Origin of the sequence: Halomonas campaniensis, assembly GCF_002211105.1 — a bacterium.
GTDB classification, from domain to species: Bacteria; Pseudomonadota; Gammaproteobacteria; order Pseudomonadales; family Halomonadaceae; genus Vreelandella; species Vreelandella campaniensis_A.
The window spans coordinates 248,786-270,596 of the sequence record NZ_JPUA01000037.1; the positions used below are offsets into that span (position 1 = coordinate 248,786).

At 55.3% G+C, this 21,811-nt stretch carries 17 protein-coding genes; 12 read left to right on the forward strand and 5 right to left on the reverse strand.

Features of this window, described 5'->3' with window-relative positions:
- Nucleotides 1-2 precede the first annotated feature (2 nt).
- Together JI62_RS18535 and JI62_RS18540 are read left to right on the forward strand one after the other, a co-directional pair.
- A complete protein-coding gene (locus tag JI62_RS18535; RefSeq protein ID WP_088701586.1) occupies nt 3-2,747 on the forward strand; it encodes a sensor histidine kinase in 2,745 nt (914 codons plus the stop codon).
- A gap of 97 nt (nt 2,748-2,844) precedes the next feature.
- Nucleotides 2,845-4,071: an EAL and HDOD domain-containing protein gene (locus JI62_RS18540; RefSeq protein WP_240513295.1), complete on the forward strand. Its 1,227-nt coding sequence runs from the start codon at nt 2,845-2,847 to the stop codon at nt 4,069-4,071.
- Nucleotides 4,072-4,076: 5 nt separating this feature from the next.
- On the opposite strand, the gene JI62_RS18545 is transcribed toward JI62_RS18540, so the two are convergent.
- The 3 genes from JI62_RS18545 to JI62_RS18555 form a co-directional block, all read right to left on the reverse strand.
- The gene (locus tag JI62_RS18545; protein ID WP_088701588.1) at nt 4,077-5,219 is read right to left on the reverse strand and encodes a DUF294 nucleotidyltransferase-like domain-containing protein; all 1,143 of its coding nucleotides are present in this window, start codon (nt 5,217-5,219) and stop codon (nt 4,077-4,079) included.
- 36 nt (nt 5,220-5,255) lie between these two features.
- Nucleotides 5,256-5,585: an HlyU family transcriptional regulator gene (locus JI62_RS18550; RefSeq protein ID WP_088701754.1), complete on the reverse strand. Its 330-nt coding sequence runs from the start codon at nt 5,583-5,585 to the stop codon at nt 5,256-5,258.
- 109 nt (nt 5,586-5,694) lie between these two features.
- Nucleotides 5,695-6,915 carry an argininosuccinate synthase gene (locus tag JI62_RS18555; RefSeq protein WP_088701589.1) on the reverse strand — a complete coding sequence of 407 codons (1,221 nt, stop codon included), beginning with the start codon at nt 6,913-6,915 and terminating at the stop codon, nt 5,695-5,697.
- A 269-nt stretch (nt 6,916-7,184) separates the two neighbouring features.
- On the opposite strand from JI62_RS18555, the gene rnt reads away from it, so the two are divergent.
- Both rnt and JI62_RS18565 read left to right on the forward strand, forming a co-directional pair.
- A complete protein-coding gene (gene rnt, locus JI62_RS18560) occupies nt 7,185-7,853 on the forward strand; it encodes a ribonuclease T (protein WP_088701590.1) in 669 nt (222 codons plus the stop codon).
- Between the two features lie 184 nt (nt 7,854-8,037).
- Nucleotides 8,038-9,297, forward strand: coding sequence for a 6-phosphofructokinase (locus JI62_RS18565; protein WP_088701591.1), 1,260 nt, complete (start codon nt 8,038-8,040; stop codon nt 9,295-9,297).
- Nucleotides 9,298-9,376: 79 nt separating this feature from the next.
- Here JI62_RS18565 and JI62_RS18570 read toward each other — a convergent pair whose 3' ends face one another.
- Nucleotides 9,377-11,092, reverse strand: a complete 1,716-nt coding sequence (locus JI62_RS18570; protein ID WP_088701592.1) for a bifunctional protein-serine/threonine kinase/phosphatase — start codon at nt 11,090-11,092, stop codon at nt 9,377-9,379.
- Nucleotides 11,093-11,376: 284 nt separating this feature from the next.
- Between JI62_RS18570 and ppa the strand changes: the two genes are divergently transcribed.
- The 8 genes from ppa (at nt 11,377) to purH (ending at nt 20,363) form a co-directional block, all read left to right on the forward strand.
- Nucleotides 11,377-11,907: an inorganic diphosphatase gene (ppa, locus tag JI62_RS18575; RefSeq protein ID WP_022523655.1), complete on the forward strand. Its 531-nt coding sequence runs from the start codon at nt 11,377-11,379 to the stop codon at nt 11,905-11,907.
- Between the two features lie 190 nt (nt 11,908-12,097).
- Entirely contained in the window at nt 12,098-13,948 is a 1,851-nt protein-coding gene (gene dsbD, locus JI62_RS18580; protein ID WP_088701593.1) for a protein-disulfide reductase DsbD, read from the forward strand.
- 333 nt (nt 13,949-14,281) lie between these two features.
- Nucleotides 14,282-14,758 (forward strand): acetyl-CoA carboxylase biotin carboxyl carrier protein, encoded by a 477-nt coding sequence (accB, locus tag JI62_RS18585; RefSeq protein WP_088701594.1) that lies wholly within the window; start codon nt 14,282-14,284, stop codon nt 14,756-14,758.
- A gap of 31 nt (nt 14,759-14,789) precedes the next feature.
- Nucleotides 14,790-16,130: an acetyl-CoA carboxylase biotin carboxylase subunit gene (gene accC / locus JI62_RS18590; RefSeq protein WP_088701595.1), complete on the forward strand. Its 1,341-nt coding sequence runs from the start codon at nt 14,790-14,792 to the stop codon at nt 16,128-16,130.
- A 108-nt stretch (nt 16,131-16,238) separates the two neighbouring features.
- Nucleotides 16,239-17,153 (forward strand): 50S ribosomal protein L11 methyltransferase, encoded by a 915-nt coding sequence (prmA, locus tag JI62_RS18595; RefSeq protein ID WP_088701596.1) that lies wholly within the window; start codon nt 16,239-16,241, stop codon nt 17,151-17,153.
- A gap of 113 nt (nt 17,154-17,266) precedes the next feature.
- Entirely contained in the window at nt 17,267-18,319 is a 1,053-nt protein-coding gene (gene dusB / locus JI62_RS18600) for a tRNA dihydrouridine synthase DusB (RefSeq protein WP_088701597.1), read from the forward strand.
- A complete protein-coding gene (fis, locus tag JI62_RS18605) occupies nt 18,316-18,696 on the forward strand; it encodes a DNA-binding transcriptional regulator Fis (RefSeq protein WP_088701598.1) in 381 nt (126 codons plus the stop codon). Before dusB ends, fis begins: the two co-directional genes overlap by 4 nt.
- A 50-nt stretch (nt 18,697-18,746) precedes the next feature.
- Complete coding sequence (purH, locus tag JI62_RS18610) at nt 18,747-20,363, forward strand: bifunctional phosphoribosylaminoimidazolecarboxamide formyltransferase/IMP cyclohydrolase (protein ID WP_170938593.1); 1,617 nt, start codon at nt 18,747-18,749, stop codon at nt 20,361-20,363.
- 135 nt (nt 20,364-20,498) lie between these two features.
- Here the strand turns inward: purH and JI62_RS18615 are convergent.
- The coding region (locus JI62_RS18615) for an NAD-dependent succinate-semialdehyde dehydrogenase (protein ID WP_240513296.1) at nt 20,499-21,811 on the reverse strand (1,313 nt) is incomplete at its 5' end.

The window sequence follows — 21,811 nt, forward strand, 5'->3', positions numbered from 1 at the left end:
CCATGCGTAGTGAGGCGATTATCCTCGGTGCCGCCTTTGGTTACTTGGCGCTGCTGTTTGTGGTCGCCGCCTGGGGTGACCGACGAGCGGAGCAGGGTCGTTCCATCATTGGCTCGCCGACGGTCTATGCCCTCTCTATTGCGGTTTACTGCACGGCCTGGACCTTCTACGGCAGCGTAGGACGCGCCGCCGAATACGGCCCCAGCTTTTTGCTTATCTACCTGGGGCCGACGCTGGCGATGCTGCTGGCCCCTTTTGTTATCCGCAAGATGGTACGCATCGCCGCACGGCAGCGGATCACCTCCATTGCCGACTTTATCAGCGCCCGCTATGGCAAAAGCACTAGCCTAGGCGCCCTGGTGGCGCTGATGGCACTCATTAGCATCACCCCCTATATCGCCCTGCAGTTAAAAGCCATTACCGTGAGCCACGCGGTGCTGATCAATTATCCCCGCGCGGCCGACACCACCTTGGTGGATGAACACTTCTGGATGGATAAATCCCTCTGGGTCGCGCTGGTGTTGGCGGTATTTATTATTCTGTTCGGCACCCGCCATCTGGATGCCAGCGAGCGCCATGAAGGCATGGTAGCGGCGATCGCGGTGGAATCCATCGTAAAACTGGTGGCCTTTATGGCCGTTGGCGTGTTCGTGGTGTTTGTGATGTTTGAAGGCCCCGCCGCGCTGTTTGAACAGGTAGCGGCCACGCCTGCCCTTGTCGATAGCATGCGCTTGGATCGCGTGCCTGGTGGTGTCACCGGTTGGGTGGGCATGCTAGTGCTAGCCTTTCTGGCCTTTCTAACCCTGCCCCGGCAGTTCCAGGTATTGGTGGTAGAGAATGTCGACGAGCAGCATTTAACGCGAGCGAGCTGGCTATTTCCCCTCTACATGCTGCTGATTAACCTATTCGTTATTCCCATTGCCCTGGCAGGCCTGCTGCTAGGTGTAAGCGCGGGCGACCCGGACAGCTTCGTGCTGACGCTACCACTCTCCGCCGGTTTGGAAGGCCTGCCGCTCCTGGTGTTTATTGGTGGCCTCTCGGCGGCAACAGGTATGGTGATTGTGGAGACCATTGCGCTCTCCACCATGGTCAGTAACCAACTGGTGATGCCGCTGCTGCTGCGCTCACGACGGCTGCACCTAAGCACCAAAGGGGAGCTTGCCGGTTGGCTGCTGGGTATTCGGCGAATCGCTATCGTGCTGATTCTGCTGCTCGGCTATCTCTACCATGCGCTGATTGGTGACTCCTATAGTTTAGTGACGATTGGGCTGGTCTCCTTTGCCGGGGCAGCTCAGTTTGCCCCATCGCTGTTGATTGGCCTTTATTGGCGCGGCGCAACGCGACAAGGCGCCACCGTTGGTTTAATCGCCGGGTTCTTGATCTGGTGTTATACGCTGCTGCTACCCGGGTTTGCCCAGTCCGGCTGGTTAGACACATCGCTGCTAACTGAAGGCCCCTGGGGAATTGCCTGGTTGATGCCCTATGGCTTATTCGGCCTGGAGAACTGGGATATTTATACCCATTCGCTGCTCTGGAGCATGCTGGCCAACATGGGGCTATTGGTGGGTGTCTCGCTGTTTACCCGCCCTACCCCCCTTGAGCAAACCCAGGCGGCACTCTTCACGGAGGCGATGCACCCCAACCTGCAAACCACCTCGCTATCTACCTCACTATGGCGCGGGCAAACCACCCAGGGGGCGCTCAAAGAGCTGCTTGTTCGCTATTTGGGTGCCCAGACCACTCGCCGCGTGTTTAGCCATAGCGGTAGCAAAAGTACCTATGCAGCGGATGAGCCCGCCACCGCCGAGCTGATTACCCGCGCCGAACAGGCTCTGGCGGGCGCGCTGGGCAGCTCCTCAGCACGCGTTCTGATCAATTCGGTAGTACGTGGCGAAGCGCTGGATATTGAGTCGATTCTGAGCATACTGGATACGACCTCACAAACCCTGGAGTACAACCGCCGTTTGGAGCAGAAGTCCCAGGAGCTGGTACAAATCGGCGAAGAGTTGCGTAGCGCCAATGAGCGGCTACGCGAGCTGGATCGCTTGAAAGATGAGTTTGTGGCCATGGTCAGCCACGAACTACGCACGCCGCTCACCTCCATCCGCGCCTTTGCGGAAATTCTGCGCGATAGCGGACAACTCCCCGACGAAAAGCGCCAGCACTTTCTAGGCGTTATCGTCCACGAAAGCCAGCGGCTGTCACGCTTAATCGAAGAGATTCTGGATCTCGCCCGTCTGGAGAGTGGTCGCTTAACGCTTAACCCCGTGCCCCTCGACCTTGCCGATCTGGCACGGCATAGCATCGATGCCATTGCGCATCTGCATGAGGAGCGCGGCATTGCGTTAGACGTTAGCTTGGAAGCGGATCCCGCCATGGTGGTGGGCGACCATGATCGCTTGGAGCAGGTGATTATTAACCTGCTTGATAACGCAGGTAAATTTGCTGACCGCGAGCAGCCCAAAGTGCGTCTTACGCTTTATCGCCACCGCCGTCATTTCCGGCTAAGTGTGGAGGATAACGGCGCGGGGATTAGCGAAGACGAGCGTGAGCGGGTGTTTGAAAAATTCCATCAAATACAGCAGGACGATGATATTCCACGAGGTCGGCCAAGAGGCAGCGGCTTAGGGTTACCGATTAGTCGCGGCATTATTGCCCACCTGGGTGGGCGGCTCTGGGTTGAAGATGCCAAAACCTTAGGCGGCGCCTGTTTAACGCTGGAACTCCCCGCCGCGCCATTAACGTAAAGCATTGATCACATATTAGTTACAATCGCTAGCTTTACTATCTAAAACTAAGTTATTCTTTACCCCAGAGTTCTACTTTCGCCTAAAGCCGCATGTCGTGGACGAGCCGATGAAAAATGAGTGTCACCTTTCTACACAAGCGAACACTAATGAGTATACTATTGCGATTCAGCCAATCGTTGATGCTCAGCTACGTCATGTCGCCGATGAACTTCTTTACCGTGCTAATGAAACAAATCAAACCGCCAATGTTTTTGATAATGTTCAAGCCACTGCAAGAGCGTGTGCTATTGCTGTCTATGAAATTGGTCTTGATAAACTTTGCGGCTCACGCCAATTGTTTATTAACGCTTCCGCGGAGTGGCTCACCAACCCAGATCTGACTGGACTGCCTAGTCAGCAAATAGTTATTGAGGTTCTCGAAGATACCCCACCTACTAAAGAAGTAATTGATGCCTTGCACTACATTAAAAGCCAAGGCTATAAATTAGCACTAGATGATTTTGTTTTAGATGAACATAACCACGCTTTTCTACCCTTCTGTGACATCGTCAAGTTTGATATCTCCAATAGCATACCCAAAAAACTTATAAAACAGCTGCATAAAGAAGGGGTTACGCTTCTGGCGGAACGAGTGGAAACGCAGGAGGAGTTTAACCAGTGTAAAGCGCTTGGTTTTACTCTTTTCCAGGGCTATTTTTATGAACGCCCCAAAACCCAACCTACGCAAACGGCTCGTCTCTCAACGTCACGCGCCAACCAAATGCAGTTACTCTCCGCACTGTATAGTGACAACGTACGTCTCTCTGAAATCAGTACGTTAGTCGCTAGGGATCCCTACTTACTAAGAGCAATATTCAAGCGCGCTAATTCCGCTGAGAAAGGTTCACGCCGCCCTACGACTAAGCTGATTGATTGTTTACATATTATAGGACTGAGGGAACTACGTACCCTGGTCACCATAGTAATGCTCGCCAACAACAGCCCTGTTAGCAAACTCAACCTTATCAAGGGATTAACTCGTGCATTTGCATGTGAAATGATGGCTGGACAACGCCGACTCGATGAGCAGGAAAGCTTTATTGCCGGTTTATTCTCGCTCATGCCCACTATTCTCGGTATTAGTGCAGAGCTCATGAATAGTGAAATCAGACTTGGCAGGCTTATAGAAGATGCAATCAATCAACGCACAGGCTCATTAGGTAAGTTGCTCGATGATGTGGAGGCAGCGGAGAGCCAGTTTTCTCCCGTTGATTTTCCGCCCGACGTCATTCTTCAAGCAGCCTCTAAAGCTCGCTCACTGGTGTATACCGATGCAAGCTGAGCTATTTATACCCCTCCTTGAGCAGCAGAACTCAAACGCTTGATCTGCTGCAGGTCAAACTTCAATAACAGTCGCTCATCTTCGCGTAGCCGCCGCAGGTCGACCCATCCATCTGCGGCTTGGCCAAGGGCTTTGCTGTACCGCTGTTGATCCAACAGGCGCTGCTGCAGACGCTCAAAAGCGGCGACAAGCAACGCCGATTCAGCCGGCGTTAGCGCAGTCTTTGAATGACTGAGCGCGATCAAGCGATCACGAGTGGCTATTTCGTCCAAACCGTGCCGCAGGCAGAGCAAACGGGCAGCGCTAATCAAGGGCAACAAAGCTTGCTGCTTAAGATTAATGGCTTGCTCATGGGGGGCATCCAGACCTGGACTTGAAGCGAGCCGCCCAAAACGATCCAGCGCCACCGGTAGCTCATCCAGTAACGCCATCATTTCATCCATAAACAGTGACGCTTTGGGAAGTATCGAAGCGATGCTCTCAGCCAGTTGCACAGCAAGCCCAGAATTACCAGCTACCGGGGCAAAATCGAGCAGGATATTGGTCTGCTGAACGCGTTTAACCTGGCGGTCAGCGCTCCATATCTCGAGCTGTGCTTGCCATTCGCCAAGCCGTTTGCGCCACATCGGCCAACGCGCCATGACATGCCCCTGGCAGAGCGGTATACCCGCCTCATGCAGGCGCTGGGTAAACCGCTCACCCAAGGCTTGAAAATAGCCGTCGATCTCCACGTGGCGGTGGTCAGGGTAATTGTCAATAATCAGCGCATTATCCTGGTCGGGGCCTAGCAGGCTCTCAAAGCGTGCAGCGGAGCCTAGGAGTAGCACGCAGTAGTCGACTGGCGGAGTACCCCAGCCCTGGGCCTGCATTTCGTCAAGGGACTGCGCTATTGCGTGACGGTAGAGTAACGCATTGTGATCACTGATGATTTGGCTAATACGCCAGGCGGGGAGATCATAATGCGCCAACGTTTCCACCAGCGGCAGTTGCCACGCATAGGCATCAGCTAATGAGGTTTGCGGCGAGGAGAGTGTCGAGAAGAGTTTCGAGAAGAGCTGCTCTAACGGCGCATTCACCGCCGAGGTATTGAGTGTTCCATCCTCATGGAATAGAGAGCGCCAAGGTGAGGCTTGGTGTAATAAGCGCATGTGCCTCTCCTTCACTATATTATGACGGCGTTGTTGCTACTCGCTCTCGCCTGCCCTACGCGGGTCTGGCGCAAACATCGCCTCACCCACTTCATCAATATAGCGCTGCGCTTTAGTGACCATCATGGCATCACAGGCCTCGCGCCCTGGGAGCATATCTGAACGCTCAAATCGATGCTCCAGGGTTTCACCACTGGCGTCAGCCTTACGAATCCAACCGCTAACACGGTACTGACCGCTCTGGTTGTCTGGCTGAGAAACAATCTCGTAGCCTTTGTACTCCACCGGCTCAGCAGCGCTGGTGGTAGCGCCCGACTCAGCCTGACGATCACTGCCAAAGAGACCGGAAAGTATTTTTTTTAGCATGCTGGCTCCTTTTTTAAAAACCATGTTTAAAAACCATGGCTCCTTTGCTTGTAGGGCGGCAATGCGATAGCCGCCCTACAAGGTATAGGCTGCTTTTATCAGCGCTTAATCAGCTCTGTTTACGCCCTTTACCGGCGGCAATGCGCAACCGCAGCGCGTTTAGCTTAATAAAGCCTTCGGCATCTTTCTGGTCGTATGCACCCGCATCATCTTCGAAGGTAGCGATTGATTCATCAAACAGCGACTCATCAGACTTACGCCCCACCACGATAGCGTTGCCTTTATAGAGCTTCATGCGTACGACGCCCGATACATTCTTTTGGGTCTCGTCAATGGCTGCCTGCAGCATACGACGCTCGGGGCTCCACCAGTAACCGTTATAGATCACTTCAGCGTATTTCGGCATCAGTTGGTCTTTCAGGTGGGCTTCTTCGCGATCCAGAGTCAGTGATTCAATGGCGCGGTGGGCGCGTAACATGATCGTGCCCCCTGGCGTTTCATAACAGCCACGGGACTTCATGCCCACATAGCGGTTTTCAACAATATCCAAACGGCCGATACCGTTGTCGCCACCCAGTTTATTGAGTTTTTCGAGCACTTCATGGGCTTTCAGCGGCTCACCGTCAATCGCTACGATATCGCCCTTTTCATACGTCAGCTCAACGTAAGTGGGGGTATCGGGCGCGGCTTCCGGAGAGACACTCCAGCGCCACATATCGTCTTCCGCTTCGGCCCAGGGATCTTCCAGAATGCCGCCTTCGTAGGAGATGTGCAGCAGATTGGCATCCATTGAGTACGGCGATTTTTTCTTTTTATTAGAGAAATCAACCGGAATTTTATGCTCTTCGCAATACGCCATTAGCTTCTCGCGAGAGGTCAAGTCCCACTCGCGCCAAGGGGCGATGACTTTTACACCAGGCTTCAGAGCATAGCCACCGAGCTCAAAGCGCACCTGGTCGTTGCCTTTACCCGTGGCGCCATGGGAAATAGCGTCGGCACCGGTTTCATTGGCGATTTCGATCAACCGCTTGGCAATCAGCGGGCGAGCGATAGAGGTACCCAGCAGGTACTCGCCCTCATAAATAGTGTTGGCGCGGAACATCGGGAAAACATAATCACGTACGAACTCTTCGCGCAGGTCTTCAATGTAAATCTCTTTTACGCCAAGCGCTTGCGCTTTGGTTCGCGCCGGTTCGACTTCTTCGCCCTGACCGATGTCGGCAGTAAAGGTCACTACCTCGCAGTTGTAGGTTTCTTGCAACCACTTAACGATAACGGATGTGTCCAGGCCGCCTGAATACGCCAGCACAACCTTTTTGACATCGGACATTCTTTGCTCCTCGTTGACCATAAAATATTGATTAGTAAACACCACACTGGCCACTAGCGCTCGGCGAATGTGATAGCTCTTTGGGCATAGCTCGTCGGCATAGCCCTTGAGACAGACCTTGAGTATAGCGCTCTCAATGCTCAGCGAATACCGTCAACGACGCCTGGGGGCTAAAGCTGCTAGAATCACACCATTCAAAGCGGTGGCTTGCCGCTGAGGTTGACTGATCTCGCTTTACTATTTACTCGCTTGAAGATAAGGAGAGCTGCATGAGCGAGGCAATTGCCCGCGAATTAATGGCCCAACGTTTTCGCAGTTACCTGCCCGTGGTCGTTGATTTAGAAACCGGGGGATTTAATGCCCAAGGCGACGCTGTGCTTGAGATAGCCGCCGTCACGCTGACCATGGATCCGGAGGGCAACCTGCTTCCTGATGCCACCTATGCCTACCACATTCAGCCCTTCGAGGGCGCGAATGTAGAGCAGTCCGCGCTCGATTTTACCGGTATCAACCTGGACGACCCTCTGCGTCGCCAAGTAGCGCTGAGCGAGTCGGAAGCGCTGGGAGAAATTTTCCGCCCAATTCGTAAATCGATCAAGGCCCACGACTGCACCCGCGCCATTTTAGTCGGCCATAATGCGGCGTTCGATCAGGGCTTCCTGAACGCAGCGGTCAATCGCTGCGGGATTAAGCGCAACCCGTTCCACCCTTTTTCGAGCTTTGATACCGCCACTCTGGCAGGCCTGATCTATGGGCAAACGGTACTTGCCAGAGCATGCCGTGCTGCGGGCATTGAGTTTGATAACAAGGCCGCCCACTCCGCTCGCTATGACACTGAGCGCACCGCCGAGCTGTTTTGCGCCATGGTCAATCGCTATAAAGACCTGGGCGGCTGGCAGCTAGCCCAACGCGAGCAAGAAATGGACGGTGCGGATTAATACCTTATCGTCAACAGCGTAGCCGCTGATGCAGCGAGCCATTGATGCAGAGAACCAGGCTTTACGCTAAACTTCGCCCCATTACATCAATCTGGTTTAGCACCGACAATGCGGGGTAGCGCGTATTTGGCGGTGATAAATATATCGATTCAAACTATCCGTTTTTAAGAGATGAGACGTTTCCATGGCCCAGCATAATGCCTTTTACGCCCAATCAGGTGGCGTCACCGCCGTGATCAACGCCAGCGCCTGCGGCGTTATCGAAGCCTGCCGCCAAGCCCCCGATCAAATTGGCAAGGTTTACGCCGGTCATAACGGCATTATCGGTGCCTTAACGGAAGACCTTATCGACGTTACCCAGGAGAGCGATGCAGCCATTGCTGCCCTGCGCCATACACCCGGCGGCGCTTTCGGCTCCTGCCGCTATAAATTAAAAGACATCGATACCCACCGCGCCCAGTACGAGCGGTTGATTGAAGTCTTTAAAGCCCACGATATTCGCTATTTTTTCTACAACGGTGGCGGTGACAGCGCTGACACCTGCTTAAAGGTCTCGCAGCTTTCCGAGAAACTGGGCTATCCGCTGACCGCTATCCACGTGCCCAAAACCGTCGATAACGACCTGCCGATTACCGATAACAGTCCGGGCTTTGGCAGTGTGGCTAAGTATATCGCCACTTCGACGCTGGAAGCATCGCTGGATATCGCCTCCATGTGCGCCACCTCTACCAAGGTATTTGTGCTCGAAGTCATGGGCCGACACGCGGGCTGGATCGCTGCCGCCGGTGGGTTAGCTGGCGAAGCCGAAGGCGAGCCGCCACATATGATTATCTTCCCGGAGATCCCCTTCAACCGTAAAGCGGCCATGGCACGGGTTGAGGAGAGTGTTAAGCAGTATGGCTACTGCGTCATCGTGGTCTCTGAGGGCGCTCGCTACGAAGATGGCACCTTCCTGGCCGATGCAGGTAATACCGATGCGTTTGGCCACCGCCAGCTTGGCGGCGTCGCCCCGACGCTCGCTGGCATGATCAAACAGGATTTGGGCTACAAGTATCACTGGGCCGTAGCTGATTACCTCCAGCGTGCGGCGCGTCACCTGGCGTCTAAGACCGACGTTGAACAAGCTTATGCGGTGGGTCGTGAAGCTGTGACACTGGCGCTGGCGGGTAAAAACGCCATGATGCCCGCTATTCGCCGCATCTCTCAGGCGCCCTACCAGTGGGACGTGATCTCCGCCCCGCTTTCCCAGGTGGCTAATCAAGAGAAGTTTATGCCCCGGGACTTTATCAGCGAAAACGGCTTTGCGATTACCCAGACCTGCCGGGACTACCTCTCACCGCTGATTCAGGGCGAGGACTTCCCTCCGTTTGAGAACGGCCTACCCAAAGTCGCCAAACTGAAGCTGGCCAAAGCAGAACGCAAGTTGCCTGCTTTTACGCTGTAATACAGCAAGGTTAAAAAGAGCAGCAATAAAAAAGCGGGGCGATGAAGTGATTCATCGCCCCGCTTTTTTAGGCGCTTTGCTACCTTAATAGCCAGGAAAGCACGAGCAGCAACAGCAATATGCCTGCCACCCCCTGCCAAAACCGCCGCGGCTCCTGGCGACTCTCTTCCCGGTTGGGCAGCCGGCCCAGCGGCACCCTAAGCGCATGCAAAAACTCGGACATACGCCTAAACCGCAGCGCCCGCTGGGGATCCAAGGCGCGGCGTAGCGCATCGTCCAGTTCGGGTGATATCTCTGGATTGGTGGTGCGCGCGCTGCGATAGGTCAACTCTTCCAGGTCGGTATGGCTGCGCAGTCGGTTGGGGGTCAACGTATAGGGTAAAGCGCCGGTTAACAGCCAGTAAGTCGTCGAGGCCAGCGAGTACTGATCGCTGCGTCGACCGATGCTATCACCCAAGGCGTACTCAGGTGCGGTGTGTTCGTTAAAGCCAATCTGCCTGAGCAACTCACCTGAGTGGCGGTGCCCTTCCCCATCGCGCATATGGCAAGCACTAAAATCGGTGAGCACTAGCTTGCCGTGGGGGTCGATCAAAATATTATCGGGATTGATCTGCTGATGAATGATTTCCCGATGATGCAGCGCCTGCACCGCCTTACCCAGCTGATTGGCAATATCCAGACGCTGGGTCAAGCTGGCTTGAGGATGGCGCTCCGCCCATTGCCGCAGCGTTTCGCCTTCAATGTGCTGCATCAAGTAGTAGAGATAGCGCCGCGGCCGGGAAGGCTCCATCACTTTCACCACAAAGGGCGAGTTCACCCGCTCCACTACCCACTGCTGGAGTAGAAAGTGCTCAAGATAGGCATTGCGCAACGAAAGTTCTGGGCTGGGTGCTTTCATCACCATTTCCCGTTCACTATGCACGTCGCGGACACGATAAACCCGCGATTGCGCCGTTCGCGAAAGCACCGCGAGAATCTCCAGGCCGTCTAAACGTTCTCCCGGCGCCAGCTCTGGAGGGATGGGCAGATCGCCGTATAGCTGCCCTGGGTGTTCGGTGACCTCTTCGGGTAATTCGTCGATGCGTACCAGTTGAAAACAGAACTGATCGCCGCCGTAGCCGCGCTCCTGAGCGCGCTGCTTGGCCTCATTGGCTAGCCGCTCACAAGCGGCGTCCAAATCGCTGGCATCCTGGCGAATCAGGCGCACATAGTCGGAAGGCAGCAGCGTGCCGCGCACCCCCTGGGTGGTAAACAGAAACAGATCGCCCTGTTTAAGCGCAATATGGGTGTAATCAATATCGACACTGCCATCCATACCCAACGCCCGCGAAGGGTAGCGATAACCGCCGAGATCGGTCACATGGTCACGACTGAGCTGTTCAAACTCCGCACCCCGCAACCGAAACACCAGCGTATCGCCCATGTGGAAAAGGTGGGCTTCACGACCACGAAATACCATGGCCGACATGGAGGAGACAAAACTACCCTCTTTAACATGCTGGCTTTGGCTGTAACACCAGCTGTTAAGCGCACGCAGTACGCGGGTGGCCGAGGTTTTAACATCCCAGTGGTCAGGGGTAGAAAAGTAGTCGGCCAGAAAGCCGCGCACGCTTATATCTCCCGCCTGCTTGGCCATGGTATTGCGTGAAATGGAGTCGCTAATCACCGCACAGCCGCCTTTGGCGCGAAGCAGCGGCGCTTCAGGAAAGCGAACCGACATTGAGCTGCGGTGCAGGCGCCGATCGGGCGCGACAAACGCTTGACCATAACTGATGAGCAACTGGGCGTGCGACAAGTCATCCTCCTAGGCTGCCGACTCGTTCGATGGACATCACTGTCAACCAACACTGTCAATAAACGCTGCCTATGATACACGCAGCGGAGCAGAAACGATGCCCACCAAACGTCTCTATCGTATTCGTCCAAATTGCAGGGCATATGAATGATCACCCACGAGCAACCTATGTCGCATTGGTAATTGGGCAGCCATGTTCGTATAATTCTTCGCCATAAAACGACTCTGAAACGATTGCCTAACCACGGCACGACTCTAGCCACAGCACTATCAAGGAATCAATGATGAACTTCGATAATATCCCTGCTGGAAAGGATCTCCCCAACGACGTTTACGTGGTGATCGAAATTCCAGCCAACCACGACCCGATCAAATATGAAATTGATAAGGACATGGGTGCGCTACTCGTTGACCGCTTTATGGCCACGCCCATGTTCTACCCCGCCAACTACGGCTTTATCCCCCACACCCTGGCCGACGATGGCGATGCGCTTGACGCCTTGGTGGTGACGCCGCACCCGGTTCAACCTGGCAGCATTATTCGCGCGCGTCCGGTAGGCATTCTGAACATGACTGACGAAGCCGGTGAAGACGCTAAATTGATCTGCGTGCCCCACGCCAAGCTAAGTTCGCTCTACGACGATGTCCACGAAGTGACCGACCTACCCGAGCTACTGCGCCAGCAGATTGCGCACTTCTTCGAGAACTACAAGGATCTCGAGAAAGGCAAATGGGTAAAAGTAGAGTCTTGGGAAGGTGCTGACGCTGCTCGCAAGGCGATTGAGAAGTCCGTTACCGCCTATCAAAAAGCGTAACAATCTCCTTGCGGTGTATTTTCCCGCCGTCAATGGGATAAGAGGCCGCCTTCAGGGCGGTCTTTTTATATGCGCAGGATTAACGCATTATTAACGGCCGCGTCACGTCACCGCAGCGTATACGCCAGAGGTATAAGGTTGCGGTATGCTATTTGCCTTTCACTGCGATGCCATTGATTAAGGACGCACCGTGTTAGCTATTCAACGCCTGAGCCTGTTTACGCTATTGATTTTTTTTGTTGGCCTACTCCCGCTAAGTGCCAACGCCCAGTGGTTTTCATCGTCTAGCAACCAAGACGAATTTTTACCCGTCATGGAAGCCTTTCAGCCGACCGCTTGGCATGATAGCGATACACTCTATATCGGTATGGATATTGCCGATGAGTACTATCTTTATCGCCACCAGTTTGCGGTAGTCAGCCAAACGGAGGGGGTCAGTCTTGGCGATCCCACCATCCCCCAGGGCATCTTTACCAACGATGAGTTTATGGGCGATGTGTATGTGTTCCGTGACCAGTTAGTGTTTGAAGTACCGCTGGAAGCGCCCTACTCAGGCCCTTTAAATATTGAGTTAACCTTCCAAGGCTGCGCAGACGCGGGTTTATGCTACCCACCGGAGCGGACGCAGCTTCAGGCAAGCGAAACGGAGCCACCCAATCAATTTGCAAACTGGCAAGCAGGTGATAACACCGCAAGTGAAACGGCCACCCCACAGCGTGACTTCTCGGGGCCTCAAAGCGAGGACAGCCGCTTTAGCGCTGCGATCAGCGACGCCAGTCTTCCGCTAGCGCTAGGGCTGTTTTTTATTGCTGGCCTGGGCCTCACCTTTACCCCCTGCGTGCTGCCGATGATTCCGATTTTGTCATCGATCGTCGTCGGCCAGAACCCCACACGCCCCCGCGCCTTTGCCCTCTCGTTAAGCTATGTACTCGGTATGGCGCTGACCTACGCCCTGGTTGGGGTATTAATGGGGCTGTTTGGCGCCGGGCTTAATCTTCAGGCGCACCTGCAGTCAGCCCCGGTATTAATCACCTTTGCCGTGCTCTTTACGCTCTTTGCCCTGGCCATGTTCGGGGCCTTTAACCTTAACCTGTCGCCCCGCTTAGCCAACCGTATCGACGCTTGGCAGGCCCGGGCACAGCGCAGTGGCCCGGCGGGTTTAGCCCTGGCAGGCGCCCTCTCGGTGCTGGTGGTATCGCCCTGTGTAACGGCGCCTTTGGCCGGCGCGCTGGTGTTTATCTCCTCAACAGGGGATGCTGCGATGGGCGGCGCGGTGCTGTTTGCGCTGGGCATGGGCATGGGCGTACCGCTTCTTTTGGTAGGCACCTTTGGCGCCACCCTGCTGCCCCGCTCCGGTGCCTGGATGAATGGCGTCAAAATCGCTTTTGGGCTGTTGCTGCTAGGTGTCGCCATCTGGATGATTGAGCGTTTAGTAGCCGCACCTATTGCGCTGCTGCTTTGGGCAGCCCTTGCCATCGGCACGGCACTGGCGCTTGGGGCGCTGAGTTTCAACCAGCCACAGGGGTGGCCGCGGGCACGCCAAACGCTGGGGCTTATGCTGCTAGCTTGGGGAATCGTGCTGGTGATTGGCGCCGCTCAAGGCGGCAGCAACCCCTTACGCCCCCTTGCGGCAGCCTCCAGCACTAGCGGAAATAACGTAGCAACACTCGAATTCACTCAGGTAAGCAGCCTAACCGAGCTTGAAGCGGCCATCAGCCAAGCGGCAGAGGCTAACCAGCCTGCCTTTGTCCACTTTACCGCCGACTGGTGCATTTCATGCAAGTTATTGGAACGGGATGTTTATCCCGACCCACGAGTTTCTGAGGCGCTCAACGACTACACCCTGATCGCTGCCGATGTCACTCATACAGATCCTCAAAGCCGTGAATTGCTGAATCAATTCGATCTTTTCGGCCCCCCAAGCCTGCTCTTTTTCAGCCAGGGTGAGGAGATTCGTGCTGCGCGTATCCAAGGCGAAGTGACAGCCGACCAGCTCTACGAACATCTTGAATCGGTCAATCGCTGGGTAGTGAACGGCTGATTGCTATCTCTGTCTACACACACTGCAAGACACTAAAACGGCTTTTTGCTGCGAACATCGTCAAACAGTTGTTTAATTCTGCTCTAAAGGCTGGTTTTGCCATTGGCTTAGGCTGTTGCTGGACATCCTGGCACTTTTTCGGCAAACTCCGCTCCCATATTAGCTAAAAACTTGCTTTTTTAACGGTGAGAACGGGGTAACGTTCGCAAACATGCTGCGTTCTCCTCATTTTTAAATTTGGTTTACTGCGCAACGTACGCGCCATAAAGAGCTCCCTGCACCTATGCGTGAGCGCTTTGCAACTACCTTTTAAGACATTGATGGGGCTATGCCATGGATATCCGCAAAGTTAAGAAACTGATTGAGCTGCTCGAAGAGTCCAATATTAGCGAGATTGAAATTCAGGAAGGCGAAGAGTCAGTACGCATCAGCCGCCATCCTAACGGTGCTTCGTGGCAGCCACAGCCGATGCCGCAATATGCGCAGCATCCTGGCTATGCTCCCGCCGCCCCCGCTGCAGGCGCTCCCGCATCAGCGCCTGCTTCTGAAGCAGAGCCTCAGGGCGCAAGCTACCAGGGCGAAGCCGTAAACTCACCCATGGTAGGCACCTTCTACCGCAGCCCAGCGCCGGGCGCCAAATCCTTTGTTGAAGTCGGCGATAGCGTTAAGCAGGGCGACACCATATGCATCATTGAAGCCATGAAAATGATGAACCAGATTGAAGCTGACCGTGACGGTATTGTGGAAGCCATCCTGGTGGAAGATGGCGAGCCGGTAGAATTCGATCAAGCCATGATCGTTATCGCTTAATCTTTCATTTTCAACACGGGTGGACTCTCCCATGCTGGACAAGGTACTTATCGCCAACCGCGGCGAGATTGCCCTCCGTATCCTGCGGGCCTGTAAAGAACTGGGCATTAAAACCGTAGCGGTGCACTCCAAAGCTGATCGTGAACTCATGCACGTTCGCTTGGCGGATGAAGCCGTGTGTATTGGCCCGGCTTCGTCAGCGCAGTCTTACTTAAATATTCCGGCCCTGATCAGTGCGGCCGAAGTCACTGACTCCTCTGCCATACACCCGGGCTATGGCTTTTTGTCTGAAAACGCCAACTTTGCCGAACAGGTTGAGCGTTCAGGCTTTACCTTTATTGGCCCCCGCGCTGAGACCATTCGCCTGATGGGCGATAAAGTCAGTGCCATCCAGTCAATGAAGGAAGCGGGCGTTCCCACTGTGCCAGGCTCCGACGGCCCACTGGGTGACGACGACGCCACCAACTTAGCCACTGCACAGCGTATCGGCTACCCGGTCATCATTAAGGCGGCTTCTGGCGGCGGTGGCCGCGGTATGCGCGTGGTACACACTGAAGGCCATCTGCTGTCGGCGATTACCGTTACCCGCACTGAAGCCCACGCTGCCTTTGGTGATGGCACGGTCTACATGGAAAAATACCTTGAGAAGCCGCGCCACGTCGAAGTACAGGTGCTCGCCGACGGTCAGGGTAACGCCATCCATCTTTATGACCGCGACTGTTCGCTTCAACGTCGTCATCAGAAAGTACTCGAAGAAGCCCCAGCGCCAGGCCTGGATCCTGAAGCCCGCGCTCAAGTGCTTGAAGCATGTCGACAGGCGTGTATCAAGATCAACTACCGTGGCGCCGGTACCTTTGAGTTCTTGTATGAAGACGGCGAGTACTTCTTTATCGAGATGAATACTCGCGTTCAGGTCGAGCACCCGGTCACCGAAATGGTCACCGGCGTAGATATCGTCAAAGAGCAACTGCGTATCGCTTCCGGCCTGCCACTGTCCATTCGTCAGGAAGATGTCCAGCTCAACGGCCACGCCTTCGAGTGCCGGATTAACGCCGAAGACTCGCGCACGTTTATGCCCTCTCCCGGCAAGGTTACGCTGTTTCACGCTCCCGGTGGTTTAGGCGTCCGTATGGACTCTCATCTCTATACCGGCTACACCGTCCCCCCGCACTATGATTCGCTGATCGGCAAGCTGATCACCTGGGGCGCAGATCGTGAAATAGCCCTGACACGCATGCGCAACGCCCTTGACGAGCTGCTGGTGGAAGGTATTAAAACCAATATCGACCTGCAAAAGGATTTGGTTCGCGACAGCTATTTCCGTCAAGGCGGTGTCAACATTCATTACCTGGAAAAGAAACTCGGCAGCTAGCCGCTAAACGCTTTCCAGCGCACTGCGTAATCCCCAGCGGGGTGGCCATGTCCACCCCGTCTTTGTCTTTACTGAAAGCGTCTTTAAATCGCCTTGCGGAGAACTTCCATGCCCTGGCTGCAACTCAAAGCCCACGTCGCTCCCGAACAGGCCGAGCTCCTCGAAGAGCTACTGCTTGAGGAAGGCGCGACCGCCATTGGCCTTCAGGATGCCCACGATGATCCGGTATTTGAGCCCGAGCGGGGCACAACACCGCTGTGGGAAGATACCATCCTCACCGGTCTCTACGACGACCTGGAGGGCGTCGAGAGCATGCTGGAGCGCATTGAGGCCGCTTGGTCGGAGCAGATGCCCGGTGAGCCCTGCCCGACCATTGAGTATGAGCTGCTCGCTGACCGGGATTGGGAGCGGGAGTGGATGGATGACTTCACCCCTTTACGCATGGGCCAGCGGCTATGGATCGTGCCCAGCTGGCACGAACCGCCCGAGGTCGACGCCGTTAACCTGATTCTCGACCCTGGCCTCGCCTTTGGCACCGGTACGCACCCCACCACAGCCCTGTGCCTGGAGTGGCTGGATGAACTCGCCGTAGCCGGTCACTTAGCCGAGCAAAAGGTGTTGGATGTAGGCTGTGGCTCCGGCATTCTGGCTATCGCCGCGCTCAAGCTGGGTGCCAGCCATGCAGATGCCACCGACATTGACCCCCAGGCACTGCAGGCCAGCCGCGACAATGCCGAACGCAACGCTATTGCCGAGTCGGCGTTAAGCCTCTACTACCCTGAGCAGTTAAGCGATGGCGGCCACTACCCTATCGTGACCGCCAATATTTTAGCCGGCCCGTTGGTTGAGCTAGCGCCGATGATTGCCGGGCATGTAGCGCCGGGTGGCCGCGTTGCGCTATCGGGGATTTTGGCCAATCAGGCCGATGACGTTTACGAAGCCTATGCAGCGCAGGGTCTTATCATGGATGAGCCTGTCATCCGCGAAGGATGGGTACGGCTTAGTGGCCTACGTTCGCGTTAAAGCGGTAATTGGCCTTCACCCCATCAGCGAGTAGGCGTATCATACGCCCCCTTGAAACGCCTACTCGTCGCCACCCCAGCGCTCACTGCTCAAAACCAATAAAGTCTGATGCCATGACGTTAAACCCATCACCTGCCAACATTGGATCAGTCGCCATTGGTTCGTTTACATTACCCAACCGGGTTATGCTTGCACCAATGGCCGGCGTCACCGACCGCCCTTTTCGCCAGCTATGCCGGCGGCTTGGCGCTGGCTGGGTAGTGGGGGAAATGGTCACGGCAGACCCCAGCCTATGGCATACTCGCAAATCACAGCTGCGCATGGATCATAGGGGCGAGCCCGCCCCCCGCGTGGTGCAAATCGCCGGGGGCGATGCAGACATGCTTGCCCAGGCGGCGCGCTTGAATGCCGAGCTGGGCGCGCAGATTATTGATATTAATATGGGTTGCCCGGCCAAAAAAGTGTGTAACAAAGCGGCAGGGTCGGCGTTACTTCGCGATGAAGCATTGGTGGCGGAGATACTCGATGCGGTGGTGGCAGCGGTTGATATACCCGTCACACTCAAAATCCGCACAGGCTGGTGCGCCGAATCAAATAATGCCCTGCGCATTGCCCGGCTTGCCGAGTCAGCCGGTATTCAATCGCTCGCTGTGCATGGCCGTCATCGCCAACAGCGCTATACTGGACAGGCAGAGTACGACACGATTGCCGAGATCAAATCTCACCTATCGATCCCGGTAATTGCGAACGGCGACATAACAAGTCCGGAAAAAGCCGCCGAGGTACTCGCTTATACCGGCGCTGATGCAGTGATGGTCGGCCGTGGTGCTCAGGGTAACCCGTGGATCTTTCAACAGATCAACCACTATCTCCAACATGGAGAGCGGATGGCGCAGCCAAGTCTTTCGGAGCGCCACCAAGTGCTTCACGGGCACTTAGAAGCGTTGCACGCGTTTTATGGCAACACTATGGGTGTGCGTATCGCGCGCAAACATGTCGGCTGGTACCTCAATGATGACCAACGCTTTACGCCGCCACAACAGCGCGCGCTTAAGCAGCAGTTCAATGCGTTAGCGTCACCTGAAACGCAATTTGATTGGATCAATGACGCGATGGCCCCCGGCGCCGCCACGCGTTTGCTAGCCAAAGGAAGCTATGCTGCATGACCGAACGCGATCTTCTATCTAGCGACAACTACTCAAGCGACAATTACGCAAGCGACGCTCTTGCCAGCGACGCATTTTATGAGAGCAACTCCCCTTTAGCAGGTACGCTAGCGGACCCAGCGGCTAACTCACCGCCTCAGCCGCTCCGGGAAGCAGTGGAAACGGCTATGCGCCGCTACTTTGAGCATTTGGACGGCAGCCAGACGACCGATCTTTACGCCATGGTAATGGCCGAAGTAGAAGCGCCACTGCTGGCCTGCGTTCTAGAGCACACCGACGGCAATCAGACACGGGCCGCTGATGTGCTCGGACTAAACCGCGGCACGCTGCGCAAAAAACTCAAGCTATACGGACTCATCGAAGGTGACGCCCCATAATCCTGGGGCGTTGTTGTTTTTAATTCTCGACTCTGCACACGAGCACTCTAATGGCTGATACACCTCTCATGGCTGATACCCCCTCCTTGACTGAAAGCAACGCGACCCCCGTCCGCCGCGCCCTGCTGAGCGTTTCTGATAAAACCGGCATTGTGGAATTCGCCCGCGGTCTCACTGAGCATGGCGTTGAACTGCTCTCCACAGGCGGCACTTTCCGCCTGCTACAAGAAAATGCCATAGCCGTGAAAGAGGTATCTGAACACACCGGCTTCCCCGAAATTATGGATGGCCGGGTTAAAACACTGCACCCGAAAATTCACGGCGGCATTCTGGCCCGCCGTGGCCAGGATGATGCGGTGATGGCGGAGAACGATATAACCCCTATCGATATGGTAGTGGTCAATCTCTACCCCTTCGCCGCCACCGTCGCTAAGCCCGACTGCACGCTGGAAGATGCCATCGAGAATATCGATATTGGCGGCCCCACCATGGTTCGTGCCTGCGCCAAAAACCATGCTTACACCACCATAGTGGTCAATAGCAGTGATTACGCACGCGTGCTGGGCGAGCTGGCCGCCCAAGATGGCCACGTCAGTCGCGCCACACGCTTCGATTTAGCAGTGAAAGCTTTTGAGCATACCGCTGGCTACGACGGTGCGATTGCGGACTATCTGGGTCGTAAGGTGGATGCTGCGGATGAAGTGTTCCCACGCACCTTTAACCTGCAGCTCGATAAAAAGCAGGACATGCGTTACGGCGAAAACCCCCATCAACAGGCGGCTTTCTACATTGATCCCCAGGCACGCGAACCCAGCGTTGCCACGGCAAAAATGCTCCAGGGCAAACCGCTTTCGTATAACAACGTGGCCGATACCGACGCCGCCTTTGAGTGCGTAAAGGCCTTTAGTGAGACCGCCTGCGTTATCGTTAAGCACGCCAACCCCTGTGGCGTTGCCATTGGCGCCACCCCCTTGGCAGCTTATGACAAAGCCTTTGCTACCGACCCCACCAGCGCGTTTGGCGGCATTATCGCCTTCAATACGCCGCTGGATGCGGAAACCGCCCAGGCGATTATTGACCGTCAGTTCGTCGAGGTGATTATTGCCCCGGGCGTCAGCGATGAAGCCGCCGCCATCGTGGCCAATAAACAGAATGTGCGCTTATTGGACGTCAGCGCCCACTGGCCGGCTGAACAGCAGCCTGCGCTGGACTTTAAACGCGTCAATGGTGGCTTGCTGGTTCAGGAGCGTGATGATGGAATGGTGACACGCGACGAATTGACCGTGGTCAGTCAGCGCGCGCCCAGCGAGCAGGAACTACGCGATCTTGCCTTTGCCTGGCGAGTAGCCAAATTCGTCAAATCCAACGCCATTGTGTATGCCAAAGAGGGCCAAACGGTGGGCGTTGGCGCAGGTCAAATGAGCCGTGTTTATTCGGCTAAAATTGCAGGTATTAAGGCCGCAGATGAAGGCCTTTCGGTTCCCGGCTCGGTGATGGCGTCTGATGCCTTCTTCCCCTTCCGCGACGGCATCGATGCCGCCGCAGCGGCAGGTATTACCGCGGTTATTCAGCCCGGTGGTTCCATGCGTGATCAGGAAGTGATCGATGCGGCCAACGAAGCAGGCATTGCCATGGTATTTACCGGCATGCGCCACTTCCGCCACTAAGCCGTTAACTCACCGGCATTAGCAACAAAAAGCCCCTTAGGCACTCTTTTGATAGAGCCTGCCCAAGGGGCTTTCTTACTATCATCAACAAATGCTAATGGATTACTGGCCAATAACGCCTACCACGCTTTTAGTTTAGCCAAGATCAATACATAGATACTTGGTTTCCAAGTACTCTTCCAACCCCTGATGGCCACCTTCGCGACCTAGACCTGAGGCTTTCACCCCCCCAAAAGGCGCAGCAGCGTTGGAAATGGCACCGGTATTAATACCCACCATACCGTACTCCAGCGCTTCGGAAACACGCCATACGCGGGCAAGGTCACGAGAGTAGAAATAGGAGGCCAAACCATATTGGGTATCATTGGCCATCTCAATGGCGGTCTCTTCATCATCGAACGGGAAGACAGCAGCCAATGGCCCAAAGGTCTCTTCGTGGGCCACTTTCATCTTGTCAGTGGCAAAGCTGATCAGCGTCGGCGTGAAGAAATTGCCGCCCAGCGGATGCGGATGACCACCTAACAGCAGCTCAGCGCCATTATCGATGGCGTCCTGTACATGCTCGCTGACTTTTTTAACGGCGTTATCATCAATTAACGGGCCGATATTAATGTTGGGTTTGGTGCCATCCCCCACATACAGCTCGCTGTTCATGGCCACTGCTAATTTTTCACAAAAGGCGTTGATCACACTGGACTGAACCAAAAAGCGGTTCGTACAGATGCAGGTTTGGCCGGCGTTGCGGAACTTGGCGGCCATAGCGCCTTCTACGGCCGCGTCTAAATCGGCATCCTCAAACACAATAAAGGGCGCATTACCACCAAGCTCTAGCGAGATTTTCTGGATATGCTCCGCCGCCTGGGCCATCAGCTTGCGCCCAACCTCGGTCGAGCCGGTAAAAGTGATCTTGCGCACTTTAGGCGACTCAGTCATCGCCTGGGCAATATCGCTAGCGCTTCCGGGTACGACGTTAAAGACACCGCGTGGGATACCTGCCCGCTCAGCCAACAGCGCCAAGGCCGTTGCAGAGAAAGGGGTCTGGCTAGCGGGCTTAACCACTATCGTGCAACCAGCGGCCAATGCAGCCCCTGCTTTACGGGTAATCATCGCCGCCGGGAAATTCCAGGGCGTAATCGCCCCCACTACACCAACAGGTTGCTTGGTGACAACGATACGTTGATTGGCGTTTGCCGCGGGAATGGTTTCGCCGTAAACGCGCCGCGCTTCTTCGGCAAACCAGCGTAAAAAGCTGGCTGCGTAAGCGATTTCACCCGCGGCTTCTTTTAGCGGCTTGCCCTGCTCGTAGGTCATCAGCATGGCCAGATCCTGTTGATGCTCAAGCATCAGATCGTGCCACTTCAACAGTAAGTCAGCGCGCTCCTGGGCAGTCAGCGCCCGCCAAGCCGGTAGCGCAGCATCTGCGGCATCAATGGCTCGCTCGGGCTCGG

Excerpts from the sequence above, each read along its gene's own strand:
- JI62_RS18535 (WP_088701586.1), top strand. The coding sequence starts at position 3 with ATGCGTAGTGAGGCGATTATCCTCGGTGCCGCCTTTGGTTACTTGGCG.
- JI62_RS18545 (WP_088701588.1), bottom strand. The coding sequence starts at position 5,219 with ATGCGCTTATTACACCAAGCCTCACCTTGGCGCTCTCTATTCCATGAG.
- JI62_RS18550 (WP_088701754.1), bottom strand. The coding sequence starts at position 5,585 with ATGCTAAAAAAAATACTTTCCGGTCTCTTTGGCAGTGATCGTCAGGCT.
- JI62_RS18555 (WP_088701589.1), bottom strand. The coding sequence starts at position 6,915 with ATGTCCGATGTCAAAAAGGTTGTGCTGGCGTATTCAGGCGGCCTGGAC.
- rnt (WP_088701590.1), top strand. The coding sequence starts at position 7,185 with ATGAGCGAGGCAATTGCCCGCGAATTAATGGCCCAACGTTTTCGCAGT.
- JI62_RS18565 (WP_088701591.1), top strand. The coding sequence starts at position 8,038 with ATGGCCCAGCATAATGCCTTTTACGCCCAATCAGGTGGCGTCACCGCC.
- ppa (WP_022523655.1), top strand. The coding sequence starts at position 11,377 with ATGAACTTCGATAATATCCCTGCTGGAAAGGATCTCCCCAACGACGTT.
- accB (WP_088701594.1), top strand. The coding sequence starts at position 14,282 with ATGGATATCCGCAAAGTTAAGAAACTGATTGAGCTGCTCGAAGAGTCC.
- accC (WP_088701595.1), top strand. The coding sequence starts at position 14,790 with ATGCTGGACAAGGTACTTATCGCCAACCGCGGCGAGATTGCCCTCCGT.
- prmA (WP_088701596.1), top strand. The coding sequence starts at position 16,239 with ATGCCCTGGCTGCAACTCAAAGCCCACGTCGCTCCCGAACAGGCCGAG.
- dusB (WP_088701597.1), top strand. The coding sequence starts at position 17,267 with ATGACGTTAAACCCATCACCTGCCAACATTGGATCAGTCGCCATTGGT.
- fis (WP_088701598.1), top strand. The coding sequence starts at position 18,316 with ATGACCGAACGCGATCTTCTATCTAGCGACAACTACTCAAGCGACAAT.
- purH (WP_170938593.1), top strand. The coding sequence starts at position 18,747 with ATGGCTGATACACCTCTCATGGCTGATACCCCCTCCTTGACTGAAAGC.